Origin of the sequence: Escherichia sp. KTE159 (assembly GCF_000408805.1) — a bacterium.
In the GTDB taxonomy this organism is placed as follows: domain Bacteria; phylum Pseudomonadota; class Gammaproteobacteria; order Enterobacterales; family Enterobacteriaceae; genus Escherichia; species Escherichia marmotae.
The window spans coordinates 2204682-2226278 of sequence record NZ_KE137292.1 but is presented as its reverse complement, the minus strand read 5'-3'; the positions used below and the strand labels follow the sequence as shown (position 1 = coordinate 2226278).

18 protein-coding genes are annotated in these 21597 nt (G+C 50.4%); 13 read left to right on the top strand and 5 right to left on the bottom strand.

All coding sequences use genetic code 11. The features are described from left to right. The first annotated feature begins 6 nt into the window (after positions 1-6). From A31E_RS11020 to A31E_RS11030, 3 genes are read left to right on the top strand one after another with little or no spacing between them, the layout of a single operon-like run. Positions 7-1395 (top strand): PTS ascorbate transporter subunit IIC, encoded by a 1389-nt coding sequence (locus tag A31E_RS11020; protein ID WP_016249010.1) that lies wholly within the window; start codon positions 7-9, stop codon positions 1393-1395. Continuing rightward, entirely contained in the window at positions 1392-2222 is an 831-nt protein-coding gene (locus A31E_RS11025) for a transketolase (protein WP_016249009.1), read from the top strand. The genes A31E_RS11020 and A31E_RS11025 overlap by 4 nt, the downstream gene beginning before the upstream one ends. Then, positions 2215-3168, top strand: coding sequence for a transketolase family protein (locus A31E_RS11030; RefSeq protein ID WP_016249008.1), 954 nt, complete (start codon positions 2215-2217; stop codon positions 3166-3168). Before A31E_RS11025 ends, A31E_RS11030 begins: the two co-directional genes overlap by 8 nt. A 40-nt stretch (positions 3169-3208) precedes the next feature. Here the strand turns inward: A31E_RS11030 and yfcC are convergent, their stop codons facing one another. The 3 genes from yfcC to ackA form a co-directional block, all read right to left on the bottom strand. Further along, entirely contained in the window at positions 3209-4729 is a 1521-nt protein-coding gene (gene yfcC / locus A31E_RS11035; RefSeq protein ID WP_032141354.1) for a putative basic amino acid antiporter YfcC, read from the bottom strand. Positions 4730-4918: 189 nt separating this feature from the next. Then, entirely contained in the window at positions 4919-7063 is a 2145-nt protein-coding gene (pta, locus tag A31E_RS11040) for a phosphate acetyltransferase (protein ID WP_000086737.1), read from the bottom strand. A 74-nt stretch (positions 7064-7137) separates the two neighbouring features. Then, the gene (gene ackA / locus A31E_RS11045) at positions 7138-8340 is read right to left on the bottom strand and encodes an acetate kinase (protein WP_000095712.1); all 1203 of its coding nucleotides are present in this window, start codon (positions 8338-8340) and stop codon (positions 7138-7140) included. Positions 8341-8677: 337 nt separating this feature from the next. On the opposite strand from ackA, the gene yfbV reads away from it, so the two are divergent. The 4 genes from yfbV (at position 8678) to A31E_RS11065 (ending at position 12291) form a co-directional block, all read left to right on the top strand. Further along, entirely contained in the window at positions 8678-9133 is a 456-nt protein-coding gene (gene yfbV, locus A31E_RS11050; RefSeq protein ID WP_000106629.1) for a terminus macrodomain insulation protein YfbV, read from the top strand. Positions 9134-9216: 83 nt separating this feature from the next. Beyond that, positions 9217-9711, top strand: coding sequence for a YfbU family protein (locus tag A31E_RS11055; protein WP_016249006.1), 495 nt, complete (start codon positions 9217-9219; stop codon positions 9709-9711). 10 nt (positions 9712-9721) lie between these two features. Beyond that, positions 9722-10372 (top strand): hexitol phosphatase HxpA, encoded by a 651-nt coding sequence (gene hxpA / locus A31E_RS11060; RefSeq protein ID WP_001203379.1) that lies wholly within the window; start codon positions 9722-9724, stop codon positions 10370-10372. A gap of 86 nt (positions 10373-10458) precedes the next feature. Continuing rightward, positions 10459-12291 (top strand): SLC13 family permease, encoded by a 1833-nt coding sequence (locus A31E_RS11065; RefSeq protein WP_001012850.1) that lies wholly within the window; start codon positions 10459-10461, stop codon positions 12289-12291. Positions 12292-12361: 70 nt separating this feature from the next. On the opposite strand, the gene yfbR is transcribed toward A31E_RS11065, so the two are convergent. Next, the gene (gene yfbR, locus A31E_RS11070; protein ID WP_000813873.1) at positions 12362-12961 is read right to left on the bottom strand and encodes a 5'-deoxynucleotidase; all 600 of its coding nucleotides are present in this window, start codon (positions 12959-12961) and stop codon (positions 12362-12364) included. Positions 12962-13044: 83 nt separating this feature from the next. Continuing rightward, positions 13045-14262, bottom strand: a complete 1218-nt coding sequence (gene alaA / locus A31E_RS11075) for an alanine transaminase AlaA (RefSeq protein WP_000074519.1) — start codon at positions 14260-14262, stop codon at positions 13045-13047. Positions 14263-15184: 922 nt separating this feature from the next. Here alaA and lrhA point away from each other — a divergent pair. From lrhA to nuoF, 6 genes are all read left to right on the top strand, one after another. Continuing rightward, a complete protein-coding gene (gene lrhA, locus A31E_RS11080) occupies positions 15185-16123 on the top strand; it encodes a transcriptional regulator LrhA (protein WP_001516780.1) in 939 nt (312 codons plus the stop codon). Between the two features lie 614 nt (positions 16124-16737). After that, positions 16738-17181, top strand: a complete 444-nt coding sequence (gene nuoA, locus A31E_RS11085) for an NADH-quinone oxidoreductase subunit NuoA (protein ID WP_000062991.1) — start codon at positions 16738-16740, stop codon at positions 17179-17181. A gap of 15 nt (positions 17182-17196) precedes the next feature. Then, the gene (nuoB, locus tag A31E_RS11090) at positions 17197-17859 is read left to right on the top strand and encodes an NADH-quinone oxidoreductase subunit NuoB (RefSeq protein ID WP_000386733.1); all 663 of its coding nucleotides are present in this window, start codon (positions 17197-17199) and stop codon (positions 17857-17859) included. A gap of 93 nt (positions 17860-17952) precedes the next feature. Beyond that, positions 17953-19755, top strand: coding sequence for an NADH-quinone oxidoreductase subunit C/D (nuoC, locus tag A31E_RS11095; RefSeq protein ID WP_016249005.1), 1803 nt, complete (start codon positions 17953-17955; stop codon positions 19753-19755). 2 nt (positions 19756-19757) lie between these two features. Beyond that, positions 19758-20258: an NADH-quinone oxidoreductase subunit NuoE gene (gene nuoE, locus A31E_RS11100; protein ID WP_000545042.1), complete on the top strand. Its 501-nt coding sequence runs from the start codon at positions 19758-19760 to the stop codon at positions 20256-20258. After that, positions 20255-21592, top strand: coding sequence for an NADH-quinone oxidoreductase subunit NuoF (nuoF, locus tag A31E_RS11105; protein ID WP_000789507.1), 1338 nt, complete (start codon positions 20255-20257; stop codon positions 21590-21592). The genes nuoE and nuoF overlap by 4 nt, the downstream gene beginning before the upstream one ends. The last annotated feature ends 5 nt before the right edge of the window (positions 21593-21597 follow it).

Here is a 21597-nt window from a genome sequence, read left to right as displayed (position 1 = left end):
GTGGATATGTTTATCCTTGAAACGCTGAATTTTGTTGTTGATATACTCAAAGTACCCTCGGTACTGGTCGGCTTGATTGCCTTAATCGGTCTGGTTGCTCAGAAAAAAGCATTTTCAGATGTTGTTAAAGGCACAATTAAAACCATTCTCGGATTTATTGTTCTGGGCGGTGGTGCCACTGTTCTGGTTGGTTCTTTAAATCCGCTGGGTAGTATGTTTGAACATGCCTTTAATATTCAGGGTATCATTCCGAATAATGAGGCTATTGTTTCTATTGCGTTGGAAAAATATGGCGCGTCGACGGCGCTTATTATGGCATTTGGTATGGTAGCGAATATTATTGTTGCCCGCTTTACCCGCCTGAAATATATTTTTCTGACCGGACACCACACATTTTATATGGCCTGCATGATTGGTGTGATTCTGACAGTGGCTGGTTTTGAAGGTATATCACTGGTATTTACCGGTTCTCTTATTCTGGGATTAGTGATGGCGTTTTTCCCTGCATTAGCACAACGTTACATGAGGCGTATTACCGGGAATGATGAAATCGCTTTTGGTCACTTTGGTACTTTGGGGTATGTACTCTCTGGCTGGATTGGCAGCATGTGCGGTAAAGGTTCGCGTTCCACCGAAGAGATGAATTTGCCCAAAAATCTGAGCTTCCTGCGCGATAGCTCCATCTCTATTTCCCTTACGATGATGGTGATTTATCTGATCATGGCGATCAGTGCGGGGCGCGAGTACGTTGAAAGCCAGTTTAGTGGCGGTCAAAACTACCTTGTCTACGCCATTATTATGGCCATCACCTTCGCCGCAGGCGTATTTATCATTCTGCAAGGTGTGCGTTTAATCCTTGCTGAAATTGTTCCGGCATTTACCGGATTTTCAGAAAAGCTGGTGCCGAATGCGCGTCCCGCCCTCGATTGTCCGGTTGTGTATCCGTATGCGCCAAATGCAGTGTTAGTTGGCTTCTTATTTAGCTTTCTTGGTGGTTTGGTGGGGCTATTTTTGTTGGGACAGATGAAACTGGTGCTGATTCTTCCTGGTGTCGTTCCTCACTTCTTCACCGGAGCAACTGCGGGTGTATTTGGTAATGCTACGGGTGGGCGTCGCGGCGCGATGATTGGTGCTTTTGCGAATGGTTTATTGATTACCTTCCTGCCAGTGCTGTTATTGCCAGTTCTGGGGGCGATAGGCTTTGCAAATACGACCTTTTCCGATGCGGATTTTGGTGCTGTCGGCATCGTTCTCGGGAACCTGGCGCGTTATCTCTCGCCTTTTGCCATAACCGGACTTGTAGTAGCGCTATTTGTGCTGCTGGTTGCCTGGAACATTTTCGCCAATAACAAACTCGCTGCCAAAGTGCAGGAGAAGAGCGGAGCCAAATTATGAATGTTAAAGAAGTGACACAACTTGCACGGGATATTCGTATCCAGACGCTTAAATCATTAACTCATCTTGGCTTTGGTCATTATGGTGGCAGCATGTCTGTTGTGGAAACGCTGGCAGTTCTTTATGGCGCGGTGATGAAAATTGATCCTGCTGATCCCGACGGGCCTGATCGTGACTATTTTGTATTGTCAAAAGGGCATGCCGGACCTGCGCTCTACAGTACTCTGGCGCTGAAAGGTTATTTTCCACTGGAAGAATTAAGCACCTTAAATCAGAACGGAACTCGCTTACCAAGTCATCCGGATCGGCTAAAAACGCGTGGTGTTGATGCCACTACAGGATCGCTGGGGCAGGGGATATCCATTGCAGGAGGGATGGCGCTGTCGCATAAACTGGCGGGGCGCAAGAATCGGGTTTTTTGTATTGTTGGCGATGGTGAACTTAACGAAGGCCAATGTTGGGAAGCCTTCCAGTTTATTGCTCATCATCGTTTGAATAATCTCACTGTGTTTGTGGACTGGAACAAACAGCAGCTTGATGGCGAACTGGATGAAATTATTAATCCATTTGATTTAGAAGGAAAATTCCGCGCTTTCGGTTTTGATGTCGTGACAGTGAAGGGCGATGATATTGAGGGGTTGTTGAATGTAGTTAAACCTGTTCTACCAGCCGAGGCCAGACCGAGAGTAGTCATTCTCGATAGTATCAAAGGGCAGGGGGTAGCGTGTCTTGAGCAACTCAGTAATTCTCATCATTTACGCCTCACGGAAGAAATGAAGGAGATGCTAAACGAAACAATTCGCCAACTGGAGGCCATGCATGATTAAGCTCGCACCGGCAGGACAAAAAGACAGCATCGAGATGCGCAAAATTTATGCAGGCTTTATTGCGCAACAGATTGAAAACGGTAATTCTGTCATTGCCCTTGAGGCTGATTTAATGAGTTCCATGGCAATGGACAGCGTGGCGCGGGATTATCCACAGTACGTCATTAATTGCGGCATTATGGAAGCTAATGTTATCGGCACCGCTGCAGGGCTGGCCTTAACCGGGCGCAAGCCATTCGTGCATACCTTTACCGCATTTGCCAGTCGTCGCTGTTTTGATCAGCTCTTTATGTCGCTTGATTACCAGCGTGCTAATGTCAAAGTGATTGCTTCTGATGCGGGTGTTACCGCTTGCCACAATGGCGGGACACATATGTCATTTGAAGATATGGGAATTGTGCGTGGGCTGGCGCATTCGGTGGTGATGGAGATGACCGATGCGGTGATGTTTAGTGATATTTTACGCCAGCTTGTAGAGCTTGATGGGCTTTACTGGGTTCGTACGATCCGTAAGCAAGCGACAAGTATTTATTCTCCTGGGACAACCTTCTCTATTGGTAAAGGCAATGTACTGCGTGAAGGTACTGACATCACGCTGATTGCTAATGGCATTATGGTGGCTGAAGCCCTGGAGGCCGCACGTCAACTGGAACAGAGCGGTGTAAGTGCGGCAGTAATTGATATGTTTACTCTTAAACCTGTTGACCGAATGTTGATTAAAAATTATGCCGAGAAAACGGGGCGTATTGTGACCTGTGAAAACCATAGTATTCACAATGGGCTAGGATCCGCCGTTGCCGAGGTATTAGTCGAAAGTTGCCCAATACCAATGCGTCGCGTGGGCGTGAAGGAGCGTTATGGTCAGGTTGGAACTCAGGACTTTTTACAGAGAGAGTACGGGTTAACCGCGCATGATATTGTGGCGGCAGCCAGAGAGCTATTGTAATCAGTTCCCCTTGCCAGAGACTGGCAAGGGGATTATTGACTTAATGGTAACCCATTAACTGAGCGCCTATCACCACGACGCTGGACATAATAAACAGCAGTCCAAGCAGTGTTGCACCCACTTTCAGCCAGTTACGGAAATCTACCCGGCAAACACCGAGCGTCGCCATTAACGAAGCCGAAGTCGGGTAAATGATATGGCTGAAGCCATCGCCAAACTGGAACGCCAGCACGGTAACCTGACGGTTAACGCCAACCAGATCGCCAAGCGGTGCCAGTAACGGCATGGTTAACGCTGCCTGACCAGAACCGGATGTCACAAAGAAATTGAATACCGCCTGGAAGAGCAGCATAAACCAGGCCGCGACCGCGTTATCCAGGCCGCTAATGGCATTGGCAATGCTATTGAGAATAGTATTCAGCACGCTGGCATCACCCGCTTCGCCATTGCCAACCAGCAGTAAAATCCCTTTGGCAAAACCGACCAGCAGTGCAGGAGCAATCATCATTCTCGCCCCTTCGGTAAATGACGAGGCCATGGTGTTAACGGTCATACCGTTAAGGCGGAAGGCAACGCCGATGATGCCAATCACCAGACCCATAGTGAAGAACTGGCTGGCAATCTCTGGAATAAACCAGGCGTTAACGATCACGCCCCAAATCACCCAGATCATGACGGCGGTCAGGACAATCAATACCAGCCAGTCACCGAAAGTGAACGGCCGCTGTTCAACATCAGCTTGTTTTTCGCGGAAGAAGCGATCGGAATCATGCACGCGTGACAACAAAGGATTCTTTTTCACCCGTGAGGCGTACACCATGGTAAAGATGAGGCCAATCAGAGTGGCGATAACCCACACCACAATGCGCAACCCGGAGCCGGAAAGGACAGGAACGCCAGCAATCCCCTGGGCGACAACCACGCAGAACGGGTTCATCCACGAGCTGGCAAAACCGATTTGCGTTGCGATGTAGGTTACCAGGACGGTGGTAATACTGTCGTAACCCAGGCGTACCATTAGTGGGGCAATGATGATGGCAAAGGCGACGGCCTCTTCCCCCATGCCAAATACCGCACCGCCGAGTGAAAAGAGAATAAACAGTGCCGGAATGAAAAGAATTTCATTCCCTCGAGTGTGGCGGATAAGCGCGAGAATCCCGTTATCAATGGTTCCTGTGCGCATCACGATACCAAACGCGCCGCCAATCACCAGCATAAACATGATGATGCCAACGGCTGTCCCATATTTCGAGCCAGAGGTTAGCCCTTCAAACGGGAAGTTCATCAAACCGGGGCGTTCATCTCCCGTCGTGAACAGTTGTACTCGGTGATACTCGGGTTCGCCTGCCTCGTTGGTCAGAATGCGAAATGAGTGAGGATCTACAACTTTGCGAGTCTTTGTCTGACCATCAACCTGATATTGCACTTCCTGACTGTCAAACATTCCCACCGGAACAACCCAGGTGGCGAGACTGGTTAAAATAGCAACAAAAAAGATAATCACCAACGTATCGGGCATTGCCCATCTTCTGGTTGGTTTGGATTCAGTTATTGCGGACATAGCGCAAATTTTCCCTTGCACAAGACAAAGTGGTAAGTATGCAAAGTGAGATGGCGCAATTCATTGATGCAGCGCAGTTAAGCAAGATAATCAGAAAGGAGTAATGCAAATTAAGAGAATAAAAAACCGGAAATAGTGACTATTTCCGGTTCAGATATCCGCAGCGCATGGCTGCGGATAATGACGAGATTACTGCTGCTGTGCAGACTGAATCGCGGTCAGTGCGATGGTATAGACGATATCGTCAACCAGTGCGCCACGGGACAGGTCGTTAACCGGCTTGCGCATACCCTGCAGCATCGGCCCGATGGAGATCAGGTCGGCAGAACGCTGTACCGCTTTGTAAGTGGTGTTACCGGTGTTCAGATCCGGGAAGATGAACACGGTAGCGCGACCTGCAACCGGAGAGTTCGGCGCTTTAGATTTCGCAACGTCAGCCATTACCGCAGCGTCGTACTGCAGAGGACCGTCGATCATCAGGTCAGGACGTTTTTCCTGAGCCAGACGAGTTGCTTCGCGAACTTTCTCTACGTCACTACCTGCACCAGAAGTACCGGTGGAGTAGGAGAGCATAGCCACGCGCGGTTCGATACCGAAAGCAGCGGCGGAATCAGCAGACTGAATTGCGATTTCAGCCAGTTGTTCTGCGGTCGGATCCGGGTTGATCGCGCAGTCACCGTAAACGTAAACCTGCTCCGGCAGCAGCATGAAGAACACGGAAGATACCAGAGAGCTGCCCGGTGCAGTTTTGATCAACTGCAGCGGCGGACGGATGGTGTTTGCGGTGGTGTGAACAGCACCGGAAACCAGACCATCAACTTCATCCTGTTCCAGCATCAGCGTGCCGAGAACCACGTTGTCTTCCAACTGTTCGCGTGCAACAGTTTCGGTCATGCCTTTGTTCTTACGCAGTTCGACCAGACGAGCAACATAGTTTTCGCGAACCACTTCTGGATCAACGATTTCAATGCCTGCGCCCAGTTCTACGCCCTGAGACGCTGCAACACGGTTGATCTCTGCCGGGTTACCCAGCAGTACGCACGTTGCGATACCACGTTCGGCACAGATAGCGGCTGCTTTAACGGTACGCGGTTCGTCGCCTTCCGGCAGAACGATACGTTTGCCTGCTTTGCGTGCCAGTTCGGTCAGTTGATAACGGAACGCTGGCGGAGACAGACGACGGCTGCGTTCGGAAGTTGCAGTCAGGGAATCGATCCAGTCAGCGTTGATGTAGTTAGCAACGTATTCCTGAACTTTCTCGATGCGCTCGTGATCGTCAACCGGAACTTCCAGGTTGAAGCTTTGCAGGCTCAGAGAGGTTTGCCAGGTGTTGGTGTTCACCATGAATACCGGCAGGCCGGTAGCGAAAGCACGTTCGCACAGTTTAGAAATGCGCGCGTCCATTTCATAGCCGCCAGTCAGCAGCAGAGCACCGATTTCTACGCCGTTCATTGCAGCCAGACAAGCGGCAACCAGTACGTCAGGACGGTCTGCGGAAGTCACCAGCAGAGAGCCGGCACGGAAGTGCTCCAGCATGTGCGGAATGCTGCGTGCGCAGAAAGTCACAGATTTCACGCGGCGAGTGTTGATGTCGCCTTCGTTGATGATGGTGGCGTTCAGGTGGCGTGCCATATCGATCGCACGAGTTGCGATCAGATCAAAGCTCCACGGCACAGCGCCGAGAACCGGCAGCGGGCTGGAGTCTTGCAGCTTCGCCGGATCAACATTGTTGACTTTCGCTTTGGAAGAGTCATCGAAAATCTCAGACAGATCCGGGCGAGTACGACCCTGCTCATCAACCGGAGCATTCAGTTTGTTAACGATAACGCCAGTGATATTGGTGTTTTTGGCACCGCCGAAGCTGTTGCGAGTCAGTTCGATACGCTCTTTCAACTGCTCCGGGGTATCAGTGCCCTGAGACATAACGAAGACGATTTCCGCGTTCAGCGTTTTGGCGATTTCGTAGTTCAGAGACTGGGCAAACTGGTGCTTACGTGTCGGGACCAGACCTTCAACCAGAACCACTTCGGCATCTTTGGTGTTGGCGTGGTAGTTCGCGACGATCTCTTCCATCAGCACATCTTTCTTATTGCTGGAAAGCAGACCTTCAACGTAACTCATTTTCAGCGGTTCAGCGGCTGTCGTGGTGGAAGAACTCGCACGCACGATAGTCGTTGTCTGATCGGGCGCATCGCCACCGGTACGCGGCTGAGCGATAGGTTTAAAAACGCTCAGACGAACGCCTTTGCGTTCCATTGCACGGATCACGCCAAGACTGACGCTGGTCAGACCGACGCTGGTTCCGGTAGGGATCAGCATAATAATACGGGACACGGTTTATCCTCTTTCGTTACCGCCAGTTTGGCGGGTTACAAAACAGCACCGCCAGCAGGGCTGGCGGTGTGGAATCAGGCGGTCAGGCGGCAGGCGTCTTGCGCGATAACCAGCTCTTCGTTGGTCGGGATCACAACAGCAGGGCGGGTGCCTTCTTTGTTGATGAAACCAGATTTGCCGAAACGTGCAGCCAGGTTGCGTTCATGATCAACCTCAAAGCCCAGCACGCCCAGTTTGCCCAGAGACAGTTCACGAACCATCGCGGCATTTTCACCGATACCACCGGTGAATACAACAGCGTCCAGACGACCATCCATCAGCGCAGTGTATGCACCGATGTACTTCGCCAGGCGATGGCAGTAAACGTCCATTGCGCGCTTCGCGTCTTCTTTCGTCGCGTAGTTGTCTTCAACATAGCGGCAATCGCTGGTTACTTCGGTCAGACCTAGCAGGCCAGACTCTTTGGTCAGCATTTTGTTGATTGCGTCAACGCTCATGCCGAGGGTGTCGTGCAGGTGGAAGATGATAGCCGGGTCGATATCGCCAGAGCGAGTACCCATTACCAGACCTTCCAGCGGGGTCAGACCCATAGAGGTGTCAACGCATTTGCCGTTGCGGATAGCAGAAACGGAACCACCGTTGCCCAGGTGGCAGGTGATGATGTTCAGCTCTTCTACCGGTTTGTTCAGCATTTTCGCCGCTTCCTGGGTTACATAGAAGTGGCTGGTGCCGTGTGCGCCGTAACGACGAATGCCGTGCTCTTTGTACAGGTTGTACGGCAGGGCGTAGAGGTAAGACTCTTCCGGCATAGTCTGGTGGAACGCGGTGTCGAACACAGCAACGTTTTTGTCTTTCAGTTGCGGGAAAGATTTCAGTGCTTCTTCGATACCAATCAGGTGAGCCGGGTTGTGCAGCGGTGCAAAAGAAGCTGCATCTTTGATACCCTGAATAACAGACTCATCGATCACTACGGAGCTGGTATACTTCTCGCCGCCGTGTACGATACGGTGACCGATAGCAGTCAGTTGCGCAGAAAGTTCTGGTTTTTGTGCCAGAATAGTATTAACGATAAAGTTGAGCGCTTCGCTGTGAGCGGCGCCTGCACCTAGAGCCGCTTCTTGTTTATTGCCGTCCATTTTCCATTTGATGCGTGCTTCGGGCAGGTGAAAACATTCGGCTAAACCAGAAAGGTACTCTTCACCATTTACTGCATCGATGATTGCAAATTTCAGTGAAGAACTACCGCAGTTCAGAACCAGTACTAACTTACTCGACATGGAAGTACCTATAATTGATACGTGGCTAAAAAAACGTCAGGGAGCCATAGAGCGTAGCGCATGATGACGCTGACATTTATGATTAACATCATGCACTGCAAATTTTTTTTGCATGATGGAATAAATATCTTGAGTCTATGCCATTTTGCGTAATTTTCAGCCAATGGCATAATGTATATGAATTTGACGACTCAATGAATATGTACTACTTAGGCCTTCAGGCCGCTAAAGGATACCTGATAGTGGGTATGGAAGACAAAATGTTTTGAACGTTGTCCCGCTGAGTTGTGAATTTGCACAAATTTTTGAATATTTATATGTGAAGTTGAGGTGAAGCATGTCAACGCCGGATAATCGTTCTGTTAATTTTTTTAGTTTGTTCCGCCGGGGACAGCACTACTCAAAGACGTGGCCGCTGGAAAAACGCCTTGCCCCGGTGTTTGTTGAAAATCGCGTTATTAAGATGACGCGTTATGCGATCCGCTTTATGCCGCCGATCGCCGTATTTACTCTCTGCTGGCAGATTGCGCTGGGCGGTCAGCTTGGTCCGGCAGTTGCTACAGCATTGTTCGCTCTGAGTTTACCGATGCAGGGATTGTGGTGGCTGGGCAAGCGTTCCGTTACGCCATTACCGCCAGCGATCCTGAGTTGGTTTTATGAAGTTCGCGGTAAATTGCAGGAAGCCGGGCAAGCGTTAGCACCGGTAGAAGGCAAGCCTGACTATCAGGCATTAGCTGACACGCTTAAGCGCGCCTTCAAACAACTGGATAAAACTTTCCTTGATGATTTGTAATTGATCCCTGATTACGCATATAAAAGAAGGCAGACATCGGCCTTCTTTTTTTTCACCGTAGTAAAGTGATACAGGAGTCAACAATGGAAATGACCAACGCGCAACGTCTTATTTTGTCTAACCAGTACAAAATGATGACTATGCTCGATCCGGCAAATGCTGAACGTTACCGTTGCTTGCAAACAATCATTGAGCGTGGCTATGGGTTACAGATGCGCGAGCTGGATCGCGAGTTTGGCGAGCTGAAAGAAGAAACCTGCCGCACTATCATCGACATTATGGAGATGTATCACGCGCTGCATGTTTCCTGGTCTAATTTGCAGGATCAGCAAGCTATCGATGAACGCCGTGTCACTTTCCTCGGCTTCGACGCCGCTACTGAAGCGCGTTATCTCGGTTATGTACGCTTTATGGTTAATGTCGAAGGGCGTTACACGCATTTTGACGCCGGAACTCATGGCTTTAATGCCCAGACACCAATGTGGGAGAAATATCAGCGCATGTTGAACGTCTGGCATTCCTGCCCGCGTCAGTATCATTTGAGTACCAACGAAATTAATCAAATCATTAACGCCTGAGGAGGCCTGCGTGCGGTGCAAAGGTTTTCTGTTTGATCTTGATGGTACGTTAGTGGACTCCCTGCCTGCGGTAGAGCGGGCGTGGAGCAACTGGGCGAAACGGCATGGGCTAACGCCGGAAGAGGTGCTTGCTTTTATTCACGGTAAACAGGCAATAACGTCTCTGCGTCACTTTATGGCGGGGAAAACCGAGGCAGAAATTGCCGCCGAGTTTACGCGTCTGGAACAAATCGAGGCCACGGAAACCGAAGGCATTACCGCGCTCCCGGGGGCGATAGCTTTACTCAATCATTTGAATAAAGCGGGTATTCCGTGGGCAATTGTCACTTCAGGTTCTATGCCAGTTGCGCGAGCGCGCCATAAAGTGGCCGGACTTCCTGCGCCGGAGGTGTTTGTTACCGCTGAACGGGTTAAGCGTGGAAAACCTGAGCCGGATGCGTATCTGTTAGGCGCGCAACTGCTGGGGCTTGCGCCGCAGGAATGTGTGGTAGTGGAAGATGCTCCCGCTGGCTTGCTTTCTGGTCTGGCGGCAGGTTGCCATGTTATTGCTGTTAATGCACCGGCAGACACCCCGCGTCTGAATGAGGTAGATTTGGTCCTTCATAGTCTGGAGCAAATTACCGTGACCAAACAGCCAAATGGTGACGTTATTATTGCGTGAAACGCCAGATCATGATTTAGCCCCGTCCCGACGGGGCTTTTTTGTGGCAGAATCAAACCATCCCCCTCAATTAACAAGGATACGTTGTGAACGGTGAATTGATTTGGGTTCTCTCATTGCTGGCGATTGCGATAGTCTTATTTGCGACGGGCAGAGTGCGTATGGATGCTGTCGCTTTGTTTGTCATTGTCGCGTTTGCATTAAGCGGTACGCTGACTATCACCGAAGTCTTTTCCGGCTTTTCCGATCCTAACGTTGTGCTGATCGCCGCCCTGTTTATTATTGGCGATGGTTTAGTTCGTACAGGCGTTGCAACCGTGATGGGGACATGGCTGGTCAAAGTTGCGGGCAGCAGTGAAATCAAAATGTTGGTTTTACTGATGCTGACAGTTGCCGGTCTTGGCGCGTTTATGAGTTCAACCGGCGTCGTCGCTATCTTTATTCCTGTTGTGTTAAGTGTTGCTATGCGTATGCAGACGTCGCCGTCGCGCCTGATGATGCCATTGAGTTTTGCCGGACTGATAAGCGGCATGATGACGCTGGTGGCGACGCCGCCTAACCTGGTGGTGAACAGTGAGCTGCTACGTGAAGGCTATCATGGTTTCAGTTTCTTTAGCGTAACCCCTATCGGCCTGGTCGTATTGGTACTTGGCATTTTATACATGCTAGTGATGCGCTTTATGCTAAAAGGGGATACCCAGGCTCCGCAGCGCGAAGGCTGGACGCGTCGCACCTTCCGCGATCTCATTCGTGAATACCGTCTTACCGGGCGTGCGCGTCGTCTGGCTATTCGTCCCGGTTCACCGATGATTGGCCAACGACTGGACGATCTCAAATTGCGTGAACGTTATGGCGCAAACGTCATTGGTGTTGAACGCTGGCGGCGTTTTCGTCGCGTTATCGTGAACGTGAACGGGGTGTCTGAATTCCGCGCGCGTGACGTTTTGCTTATTGATATGTCTGCGGCTGACGTCGATCTCCGTCAATTTTGTAGTGAACAATTGCTGGAGCCGATGGTTTTGCGCGGCGAGTATTTTTCCGATCAGGCTCTTGATGTCGGTATGGCAGAAATTTCATTAATTCCCGAGTCAGAGCTTATTGGCAAATCGGTGCGTGAAATTGGCTTTCGTACCCGCTACGGACTAAATGTGGTGGGGCTGAAACGCAACGGTGTGGCGCTGGAAGGTTCGCTGGCGGATGAGCCTCTGCTGTTGGGTGACATTATTCTGGTGGTCGGTAACTGGAAGCTTATCGGTATGTTGGCAAAACAAGGCCGCGACTTTGTGGCGTTAAACTTACCGGAAGAGGTGAGTGAAGCATCGCCCGCTCACAGTCAGGCACCCCATGCCATTTTCTGCCTGGTGTTGATGGTGGCGTTAATGTTGACCGATGAAATTCCTAATCCAGTTGCGGCTATCATTGCCTGCCTGCTGATGGGCAAATTCCGCTGTATCGATGCTGAAAGCGCCTATAAGTCTATTCACTGGCCGAGCATTATTTTGATCGTTGGGATGATGCCGTTTGCTGTGGCATTGCAAAAAACCGGTGGCGTCGCGCTGGCGGTGAAAGGATTAATGGATATTGGCGGTGGTTACGGGCCGCATATGATGCTGGTCTGTTTGTTTGTCTTGTCGGCGGTTATAGGCTTGTTTATCTCTAACACTGCGACGGCGGTGTTGATGGCCCCGATTGCGCTGGCTGCTGCCAAAACTATGGGCGTATCGCCTTATCCTTTTGCCATGGTTGTGGCGATGGCAGCATCCGCTGCCTTTATGACACCAGTCTCTTCACCCGTTAACACATTGGTTTTAGGGCCGGGGAATTACAGCTTCAGTGATTTTGTGAAGCTGGGGGTTCCGTTTACCATTATTGTGATGGCGGTTTGCGTGGTGATGATCCCGATGCTGTTTCCGTTTTGACGAGCTCCTGATGTCGCCACCGACGTAGGCCTGATGCGACGCTGGCGCGTCTTATCAGGCCTACGTCGGCTTACAGCGGTGAATCCTGGCTAATCTCATCGAGAGACAGATGGAAGCTGGGAACAAACACTTCCATAAAGTAGTCCATCTCCTGACTGCGGCGCGATTCAAGCGTCGTTTCCAGCCGCGTTTTTGCCAGTAAGAACTCATTATTGCCGGCTGCGAGTTCCTCCAGGCATTTCAGATACGCACACAGCGCATCTGCCTGTTTAACCAGCGACTTTTCTTCATCGCTATACGCATGTTCATCGATTAATGGTGCAAAAATATCCCGCAACTCCTCCGGAACCATATCGACCAGTTTTTGCTGAGCGATTTTCTCAATGGCTTTATATTCCTGGGCGATTTGCGAGTTGAAGTATTTCACCGGAGTAGGAAGATCACCAGTGAGCACTTCAGAGGCATCGTGGTACATCGCCAGCAACGCGATACGTTCTTCATTAACCTGGCCGCCAAATTTGCGATTCTTGATGGCTGCCAGCGCATGGGCGACCATCGCTACCTGCAAACTGTGTTCGGACACATTTTCAGTCCGCACGTTACGCATCAACGGCCAGCGGTTAATGAGCTTCAGGCGGGAGAGGTGGGCAAAAAAATGGCTCTGTTTCATAGCGACCTTACGAGTGATGGCATCATGAGGTCATTGTGGGGGGATAACACTGCCGGATGCAATCTCCGGCAGTGAATTTAAGATTACAACTGATGATAACCAGAAAGGAAACGAGCGAACTTGCTCAAGGACAGTTCGATATCATCAACACGCGGCAGCGTGACAATGCGGAAGTGATCCGGCCACGGCCAGTTAAATGCGGTTCCCTGTACCAGCAGAACTTTTTCCTGCAACAGGAAATCCAGCACCATTTTCTGGTCGTCGTGAATATTAAAGCGTTTGGCGTCTATTTTCGGGAACATGTATAGCGCGCCGCGAGGTTTTACGCAGGAAACGCCAGGAATATCATTAATCAACTCCCACGCACGGTTACGCTGCTCGTAAAGACGCCCGCCCGGCATGATAAACTCGCTGATGCTCTGATAGCCGCCCAGCGCTGTCTGTATCGCGTGTTGCGCGGGAACGTTGGCGCACAGCCGCATTGAGGCCAGCATTTCCAGACCTTCGATATAACCTTTGGCGTGTTTTTTCGGCCCGTTCAGCACCATCCAGCCCTGGCGGAATCCCGCAACACGATACGTTTTCGACAGCCCGTTAAAGGTAATGGTCAGCAGGTCAGGAGCCAACGGCGCGATCGAGTGATGCTCGGCGTCGTCGTAGAGGATTTTATCGTAAATTTCATCAGCGAAGATAATGAGGTTATGCTGACGCGCAATCTCCACAATCTCCATTAATAGCTCTTTGGAATAAACCGCGCCTGTTGGGTTGTTCGGGTTGATAATAACAATGCCGCGCGTGCGTGGCGTAATTTTGGCGCGAATGTCATCGAGATCCGGGAACCAGTCAGAGGATTCATCGCAAAGATAGTGCACCGCTTTACCGCCTGAGAGCGAAACTGCCGCTGTCCATAGCGGGTAATCAGGTGCAGGAACCAACATCTCATCCCCACTGTTCAGCAATGCTTGCATTGCCTGAACGATAAGCTCAGATACACCATTTCCGATGTAAATATCTTCCACGGTAACATCACGCATGCCACGTGCCTGGTAATGCTGCATGATAGCCTTACGCGCAGAATAGAGGCCTTTTGAATCGCAATAACCCTGAGCTGTCGGGAGGTTGCGTATCACGTCAACCAGAATCTCATCGGGAGCGTCAAAACCGAACGGGGCTGGGTTGCCGATGTTCAGTTTCAATACCTTATTACCTTCTTCTTCCAGGCGTTTTGCTTCTTTCAGCACCGGACCACGGATGTCATAACAGACATTCTCTAATTTGCTGGATTTTTCAATGGGTGACATGAATCTTGACCTTTTTTGCTGTTATCGCCACTCCCTGCCGTGGAAGTCAGCTTAGAACAATGTACTCCCCCGAGGCGGCGTTTTGAAGTTCTGCAGAACAAGATTTTGCCAGGAGAGAAAGCGGAATTGTGCTGTTAATAACTTAATAATCGTTAAATAATAAGATGCATATACTTAGTAAATGAGATTTAGTAGTGATTTATTCTGTGTATTAATTCAGGATGTGGTTTTTTTACCTGTTAGATAAATGTGTAAAATTTCTTCGGTTTAAGAAATCACGAACATAAAGCATTCATGATATTTTCGTTATAAGTGAAACATTAACAGAGTAGTGATCGCCGGTGGGGCATATAGGTGGTGACGGAGGAAATTATTGTTAAGAGGAATTAATGTATGCAGGTGGTGCTAATTAATTATTATTTAATATTCAAAAAGACTTTGTTGTGCATATTAATAATAGAAGATTACTTTGCCTAACATAACATAACTTTGCATCAGATAATTCGCAATGACCCTTATAAATAAAAGGTTTTTAGGGTAAAATGCTTGCTTTAATGACGGAACACCTGCTTTGATGCAGGCTTACTCTCGCTATTTGTTCGCGCTCATGTTCGAGCCGCACCGTTGCGAGAGAGTGGAGCAAGGACCAACATTTACATTTACACAAACTCGCGCATGTCATAAATAGAAAAGAGTGAGTAACTTAATAGATATGCGATTCCTGAAGATATATTCTGTGATCTACTTCAGGCATTATAACGGAACAATGTGAGCCACATTTTTTAGTGCAACTCATATGCATTTTTACTTTCGTCCGGGTTCCGGATGAAACTGCCAGGGAGGCACATTACAAATGGAATTGCTTGTTTGTGTGTGCACAGCATTAACCAGCTCAGTATGAGCCGCCAGTAAGTGATAATATATGATAAGTGCAAATCGTCCGATAATTAACCTCGACCTCGATCTGCTGAGAACATTTGTTGCTGTTGCCGATCTGAACACTTTTGCTGCCGCAGCTTCCGCTGTGTGTCGTACTCAGTCCGCTGTTAGTCAGCAAATGCAACGTCTGGAACAACTCGTTGGGAAAGAACTGTTCGCTCGGCATGGTCGCAACAAACTGTTGACTGAACATGGTATTCAGCTTCTTGGCTACGCCAGGAAAATCCTGCGTTTCAATGATGAGGCTTGCTCATCATTGATGTTCAGTAATCTTCAGGGCGTGTTAACTATCGGTGCTTCAGATGAATCTGCTGATACGATCTTACCTTTCCTGCTCAATCGCGTAAGCTCGGTTTATCCGAAACTTGCGCTGGATGTCCGCGTTAAGCGCAATGCCTATATGGCAGAAATGCTGAAGTCCCAGGAAGTGGATTTAATGGTTACCACTCATCGTCCTGATACCTTTAAGGCGTTGAATCTGCGTACTTCTCCAACACACTGGTATTGCGCTGCGGAATATGTATTGCAAAAAGGTGAACCGATCCCTCTTGTGCTGCTGGATGATCCTAGTCCGTTCCGTGACATGGTTCTGGCAACGCTCAATAAAGCGGATATTCCCTGGCGTCTGGCTTATGTCGCCTCTACGCTACCGGCGGTTCGTGCTGCAGTAAAAGCGGGCCTTGGTGTGACGGCAAGACCGGTTGAGATGATGAGTCCTGACCTGCGCGTTTTGAGTGCGGTAGATGGTTTACCACCACTACCAGATACCGAATATTTGCTGTGCTATGATCCGTCCTGCGACAATGAGTTGGCGCAGGTGATATACCAGGCCATGGAGAGTTATCACAACCCGTGGCAATACAACCCGTTGACTGCTCAGGAAGGGGACGATTCCCTGTTGATTGAAGGGGATTACGAATAATCTCCAGGCAATAACAATTCAGTAAAAAACGCCATTGGTGATTAATAAAACGCCAGTGGCTTTTTTTTACAATAAAACCTTACGAATGTTCCCGACAACGAACAAAAATGTTCATTTTTCAATCACCAGCCATTCCCCACGCTAACGAACAAAAAATCGCCTGAAAAAAACCTCCTGCTACAATAATGTTAAAAAACGAGTAAAATTATTGCTGTGTTTTTGTTATGGATTAACAAAAGCGTGTCACAGATCAAGAAAATACTCTCTTTTGGGGGGAGGAATCGTCACCAATTCCTGTCAAAATAGGTCCGTATTTTTTCCATTGCTTCACAACGGACACGATTCAACAACATCTAATTTTCCTGGAGTTGTCAACAATCTGGGGTTAAAGGCATTAAATGCAAAAGTTGTTGATATCATGTAAATTAATGTGAAGAAACCTTTGTTAAAGTTGACAAAAGGTTATAGAAAGGAGTAAAAGACCACATCAATTAGCTGTATAAAATAGTTTCTACAGCGATTGTAAGGTTTTTTTTATTCCTCCCCATGAATCGATGTGGCGTCCATCTGCCGTGAAGAGCAGTGAATCTGGCGCTACTTTTGATGAGTAAGCAATGAGTATGTCAACATCCACTGAAGTCATCGCTCATCACTGGGCATTCGCTATCTTTCTTATCGTTGCCATTGGCCTGTGTTGCCTGATGTTGATTGGCGGTTGGTTTTTAGGCGGTCGCGCGCGCGCGAGGTCAAAAAACGTGCCGTTTGAATCAGGTATCGACTCGGTCGGCTCCGCCCGCTTACGCCTGTCTGCCAAGTTTTATCTGGTGGCCATGTTCTTCGTTATCTTCGACGTTGAAGCGCTGTATCTGTTCGCATGGTCAACTTCCATTCGCGAAAGCGGCTGGATTGGCTTTGTAGAAGCGGCAATTTTTATTTTTGTGTTACTGGCAGGTCTGGTTTATCTGGTGCGTATTGGCGCGCTGGACTGGACGCCCGCGCGTTCACGCCGCGAGCGTGTGAACCCGGAAACGAACAGTATCGCTAATCGTCAACGCTAACCGCGAGGCATTAAGATGGATTATACGCTCACCCGCATAGATCCCAACGGTGAGAACGACCGTTACCCCCTGCAAAAGCAGGAGATCGTAACCGACCCTCTGGAGCAAGAAGTTAATAAAAACGTGTTTATGGGCAAGCTCAATGACATGGTTAACTGGGGTCGTAAAAACTCAATTTGGCCGTATAACTTCGGTCTTTCCTGCTGTTACGTTGAGATGGTGACCTCGTTTACCGCGGTTCATGACGTGGCGCGTTTTGGCGCAGAAGTATTGCGTGCTTCGCCGCGTCAGGCTGACCTGATGGTGGTGGCTGGAACCTGTTTTACCAAAATGGCGCCAGTTATTCAGCGTCTCTATGACCAGATGCTGGAGCCGAAGTGGGTTATCTCCATGGGCGCATGTGCGAACTCCGGCGGTATGTACGATATTTATTCCGTTGTGCAGGGTGTTGATAAATTCATTCCGGTTGATGTGTATATCCCGGGTTGCCCGCCGCGTCCTGAAGCGTACATGCAGGCACTGATGCTATTGCAGGAATCTATCGGCAAAGAACGTCGCCCGCTCTCCTGGGTGGTTGGCGATCAGGGCGTATATCGCGCCAATATGCAATCAGAGCGCGAACGCAAGCGCGGTGAACGCATTGCCGTTACCAACCTGCGCACACCTGACGAGATTTAATTTGCGCCTGTCGGCAAAGGCATTTTTCTTCGCTTATTCCTAAATCTATTTCGCGAAGTTAACTACGCCGACAGTCACCACGGACCATATGCAATGGTGAACAATATGACCGACTTAACCGCGCAAGAACCCGCCTGGCAGACCCGTGATCATCTTGATGATCCGGTGATTGGCGAACTGCGCAACCGTTTTGGGCCGGATGCCTTTACTGTTCAGGCGACTCGCACCGGGGTTCCCGTTGTGTGGATCAAGCGTGAACAATTACTGGAAATTGGCGATTTCTTAAAGAAACTGCCGAAACCTTACGTCATGCTGTTTGACTTACACGGCATGGACGAGCGTTTGCGCACACACCGCGAAGGGTTACCTGCCGCCGATTTTTCCGTTTTCTACCATCTGATTTCGATCGAGCGCAACCGCGACATCATGCTAAAGGTGGCGCTGGCAGAAAACGATCTACATGTGCCGACTTTTACCAAACTGTTCCCGAACGCCAACTGGTATGAGCGCGAAACCTGGGATCTGTTTGGCATTACTTTCGACGGTCACCCGAACTTGCGTCGCATCATGATGCCGCAAACCTGGAAAGGTCACCCACTGCGTAAAGATTACCCGGCGCGTGCTACCGAATTCTCGCCGTTTGAGCTGACCAAAGCCAAACAGGATCTGGAGATGGAAGCCCTGACCTTCAAACCGGAAGAGTGGGGGATGAAGCGCGGCACCGAAAACGAGGACTTCATGTTCCTCAACCTCGGTCCGAACCACCCGTCGGCGCACGGGGCTTTCCGTATCGTTCTGCAGCTCGATGGTGAAGAGATTGTCGACTGCGTACCAGACATCGGCTATCACCACCGTGGCGCGGAGAAAATGGGCGAACGCCAGTCCTGGCATAGTTACATACCGTACACCGACCGTATCGAATACCTCGGCGGTTGCGTTAACGAAATGCCATACGTGCTGGCGGTAGAAAAACTGGCCGGGATCACCGTGCCGGATCGCGTTAACGTAATCCGCGTAATGCTTTCCGAATTGTTCCGCATCAATAGCCACCTGCTGTATATCTCCACCTTTATTCAGGACGTCGGTGCAATGACGCCAGTGTTCTTTGCCTTTACCGATCGTCAGAAAATCTACGATCTGGTGGAAGCAATCACTGGTTTCCGTATGCATCCGGCGTGGTTCCGTATTGGCGGTGTGGCGCATGACCTGCCGCGAGGCTGGGATCGCTTGCTGCGTGAGTTCCTTGACTGGATGCCGAAACGTCTGGCTTCTTACGAGAAAGCCGCGCTGCGTAACACCATCCTGATTGGCCGTTCCAAAGGCGTTGCCGCCTACGGCGCGAAAGAGGCGCTGGAGTGGGGCACCACAGGTGCTGGCTTGCGTGCCACCGGGATCGACTTCGACGTGCGTAAGGCGCGTCCTTATTCTGGCTATGAAAACTTCGACTTTGAAATCCCGGTCGGTGGTGGCGTTTCTGACTGCTACACCCGCGTAATGCTGAAAGTGGAAGAGCTGCGCCAGAGTCTGCGCATTCTTGAGCAGTGCCTCAACAACATGCCGGAAGGCCCGTTCAAAGCGGATCACCCGCTGACTACGCCGCCGCCGAAAGAGCGCACGCTGCAACATATCGAAACCCTGATCACCCACTTCCTGCAAGTGTCGTGGGGGCCGGTGATGCCTGCCAATGAGTCCTTCCAGATGATTGAGGCGACCAAAGGGATCAACAGTTACTACCTGACCAGTGACGGTAGCACCATGAGTTATCGCACCCGTATCCGCACCCCGAGTTATGCGCATTTGCAGCAAATTCCGGCGGCGATCCGCGGCAGCCTGGTGTCTGACCTGATTGTTTATCTGGGCAGTATCGATTTTGTTATGTCAGATGTGGACCGCTAATTATGCACGAGAATCAACAACCACAAACCGAGGCTTTTGAGCTGAGTGCGGCAGAGCGTGAAGCGATTGAGCACGAGATGCACCACTACGAAGACCCGCGTGCGGCGTCCATTGAAGCGCTGAAAATCGTTCAGAAGCAGCGTGGCTGGGTGCCGGACGGCGCGATCCACGCGATCGCTGACGTTCTGGGTATTCCGGCAAGCGATGTTGAAGGTGTGGCAACGTTCTACAGCCAGATCTTCCGCCAGCCGGTGGGTCGCCATGTGATCCGCTATTGTGACAGCGTGGTTTGTCACATCAACGGTTACCAGGGAATTCAGGCGGCGCTGGAGAAAAAACTGAATATCAAACCAGGGCAAACGACGTTTGACGGTCGCTTTACGCTGCTGCCAACCTGCTGCCTGGGGAACTGCGACAAAGGGCCAAACATGATGATCGATGAGGACACTCACGCGCATCTGACCCCGGAAGCGATCCCTGAACTGCTGGAGCGGTATAAATGAAAAACATTATCCGTACTCCCGAAACGCATCCGCTGACCTGGCGTCTGCGCGATGACAAACAGCCGGTGTGGCTGGACGAATACCGCAGTAAAAACGGTTACGAAGGGGCGCGTAAGGCGCTGACCGGGCTTTCTCCGGACGAAATCGTCAATCAGGTCAAAGATTCCGGTCTGAAAGGGCGCGGCGGCGCGGGCTTCTCTACTGGCCTGAAGTGGAGCCTGATGCCGAAAGACGAATCCATGAACATCCGTTACCTGCTGTGTAACGCCGATGAAATGGAACCGGGCACCTATAAAGACCGTTTGCTGATGGAGCAACTGCCGCACCTGCTGGTGGAAGGTATGTTGATCTCTGCCTTTGCGCTGAAAGCGTATCGCGGCTACATCTTCCTGCGTGGCGAATATATCGAAGCGGCAGTGAATCTGCGTCGTGCCATTGCCGAAGCGACCGAAGCGGGGCTGCTCGGCAAAAACATTATGGGAACAGGTTTTGATTTCGAACTGTTCGTCCATACCGGGGCAGGACGCTACATCTGCGGTGAAGAAACTGCGTTAATCAACTCTCTGGAAGGGCGTCGCGCTAACCCGCGCTCGAAGCCGCCATTCCCGGCAACCTCAGGCGCATGGGGCAAACCGACCTGTGTTAACAACGTCGAAACCCTGTGTAACGTTCCGGCGATCCTCGCTAACGGCGTGGAGTGGTATCAGAACATCTCGAAAAGCAAAGATGCTGGCACCAAGCTGATGGGCTTCTCTGGTCGGGTGAAAAATCCGGGTCTGTGGGAACTGCCGTTCGGTACTACCGCGCGTGAAATCCTTGAAGATTACGCTGGTGGTATGCGTGACGGGCTGAAATTCAAAGCCTGGCAGCCAGGCGGCGCGGGCACTGACTTCCTGACAGAAGCGCACCTTGACCTGCCGATGGAGTTCGAAAGTATCGGTAAAGCGGGTAGCCGTCTGGGTACGGCGCTGGCGATGGCCGTTGACCACGAGATCAACATGGTGTCGCTGGTACGTAACCTGGAAGAGTTTTTCGCCCGTGAATCCTGTGGCTGGTGTACGCCGTGCCGCGATGGTCTGCCGTGGAGTGTGAAAATTCTGCGTGCACTGGAGCGTGGCGAAGGTCAGCCTGGCGATATCGAAACACTTGAGCAACTGTGTCGATTCTTAGGCCCGGGTAAAACCTTCTGTGCCCACGCACCAGGTGCAGTGGAGCCGTTACAGAGCGCCATCAAATATTTCCGTGAAGAATTTGAAGCGGGAATCAAACAGCCGTTCAGCAATACCCATTTGATTAATGGGATTCAGCCGAACCTGCTGAAAGAGCGCTGGTAACCGAA

Coding starts and splice junctions, on each gene's coding strand:
- A31E_RS11020 (WP_016249010.1), top strand. CDS start 7: ATGTTTATCCTTGAAACGCTGAATTTTGTTGTTGATATACTCAAAGTA.
- A31E_RS11025 (WP_016249009.1), top strand. CDS start 1,392: ATGAATGTTAAAGAAGTGACACAACTTGCACGGGATATTCGTATCCAG.
- A31E_RS11030 (WP_016249008.1), top strand. CDS start 2,215: ATGATTAAGCTCGCACCGGCAGGACAAAAAGACAGCATCGAGATGCGC.
- yfcC (WP_032141354.1), bottom strand. CDS start 4,729: ATGTCCGCAATAACTGAATCCAAACCAACCAGAAGATGGGCAATGCCC.
- ackA (WP_000095712.1), bottom strand. CDS start 8,340: ATGTCGAGTAAGTTAGTACTGGTTCTGAACTGCGGTAGTTCTTCACTG.
- yfbV (WP_000106629.1), top strand. CDS start 8,678: ATGTCAACGCCGGATAATCGTTCTGTTAATTTTTTTAGTTTGTTCCGC.
- A31E_RS11055 (WP_016249006.1), top strand. CDS start 9,217: ATGGAAATGACCAACGCGCAACGTCTTATTTTGTCTAACCAGTACAAA.
- yfbR (WP_000813873.1), bottom strand. CDS start 12,961: ATGAAACAGAGCCATTTTTTTGCCCACCTCTCCCGCCTGAAGCTCATT.
- alaA (WP_000074519.1), bottom strand. CDS start 14,262: ATGTCACCCATTGAAAAATCCAGCAAATTAGAGAATGTCTGTTATGAC.
- lrhA (WP_001516780.1), top strand. CDS start 15,185: ATGATAAGTGCAAATCGTCCGATAATTAACCTCGACCTCGATCTGCTG.
- nuoA (WP_000062991.1), top strand. CDS start 16,738: ATGAGTATGTCAACATCCACTGAAGTCATCGCTCATCACTGGGCATTC.
- nuoB (WP_000386733.1), top strand. CDS start 17,197: ATGGATTATACGCTCACCCGCATAGATCCCAACGGTGAGAACGACCGT.
- nuoC (WP_016249005.1), top strand. CDS start 17,953: ATGGTGAACAATATGACCGACTTAACCGCGCAAGAACCCGCCTGGCAG.
- nuoE (WP_000545042.1), top strand. CDS start 19,758: ATGCACGAGAATCAACAACCACAAACCGAGGCTTTTGAGCTGAGTGCG.
- nuoF (WP_000789507.1), top strand. CDS start 20,255: ATGAAAAACATTATCCGTACTCCCGAAACGCATCCGCTGACCTGGCGT.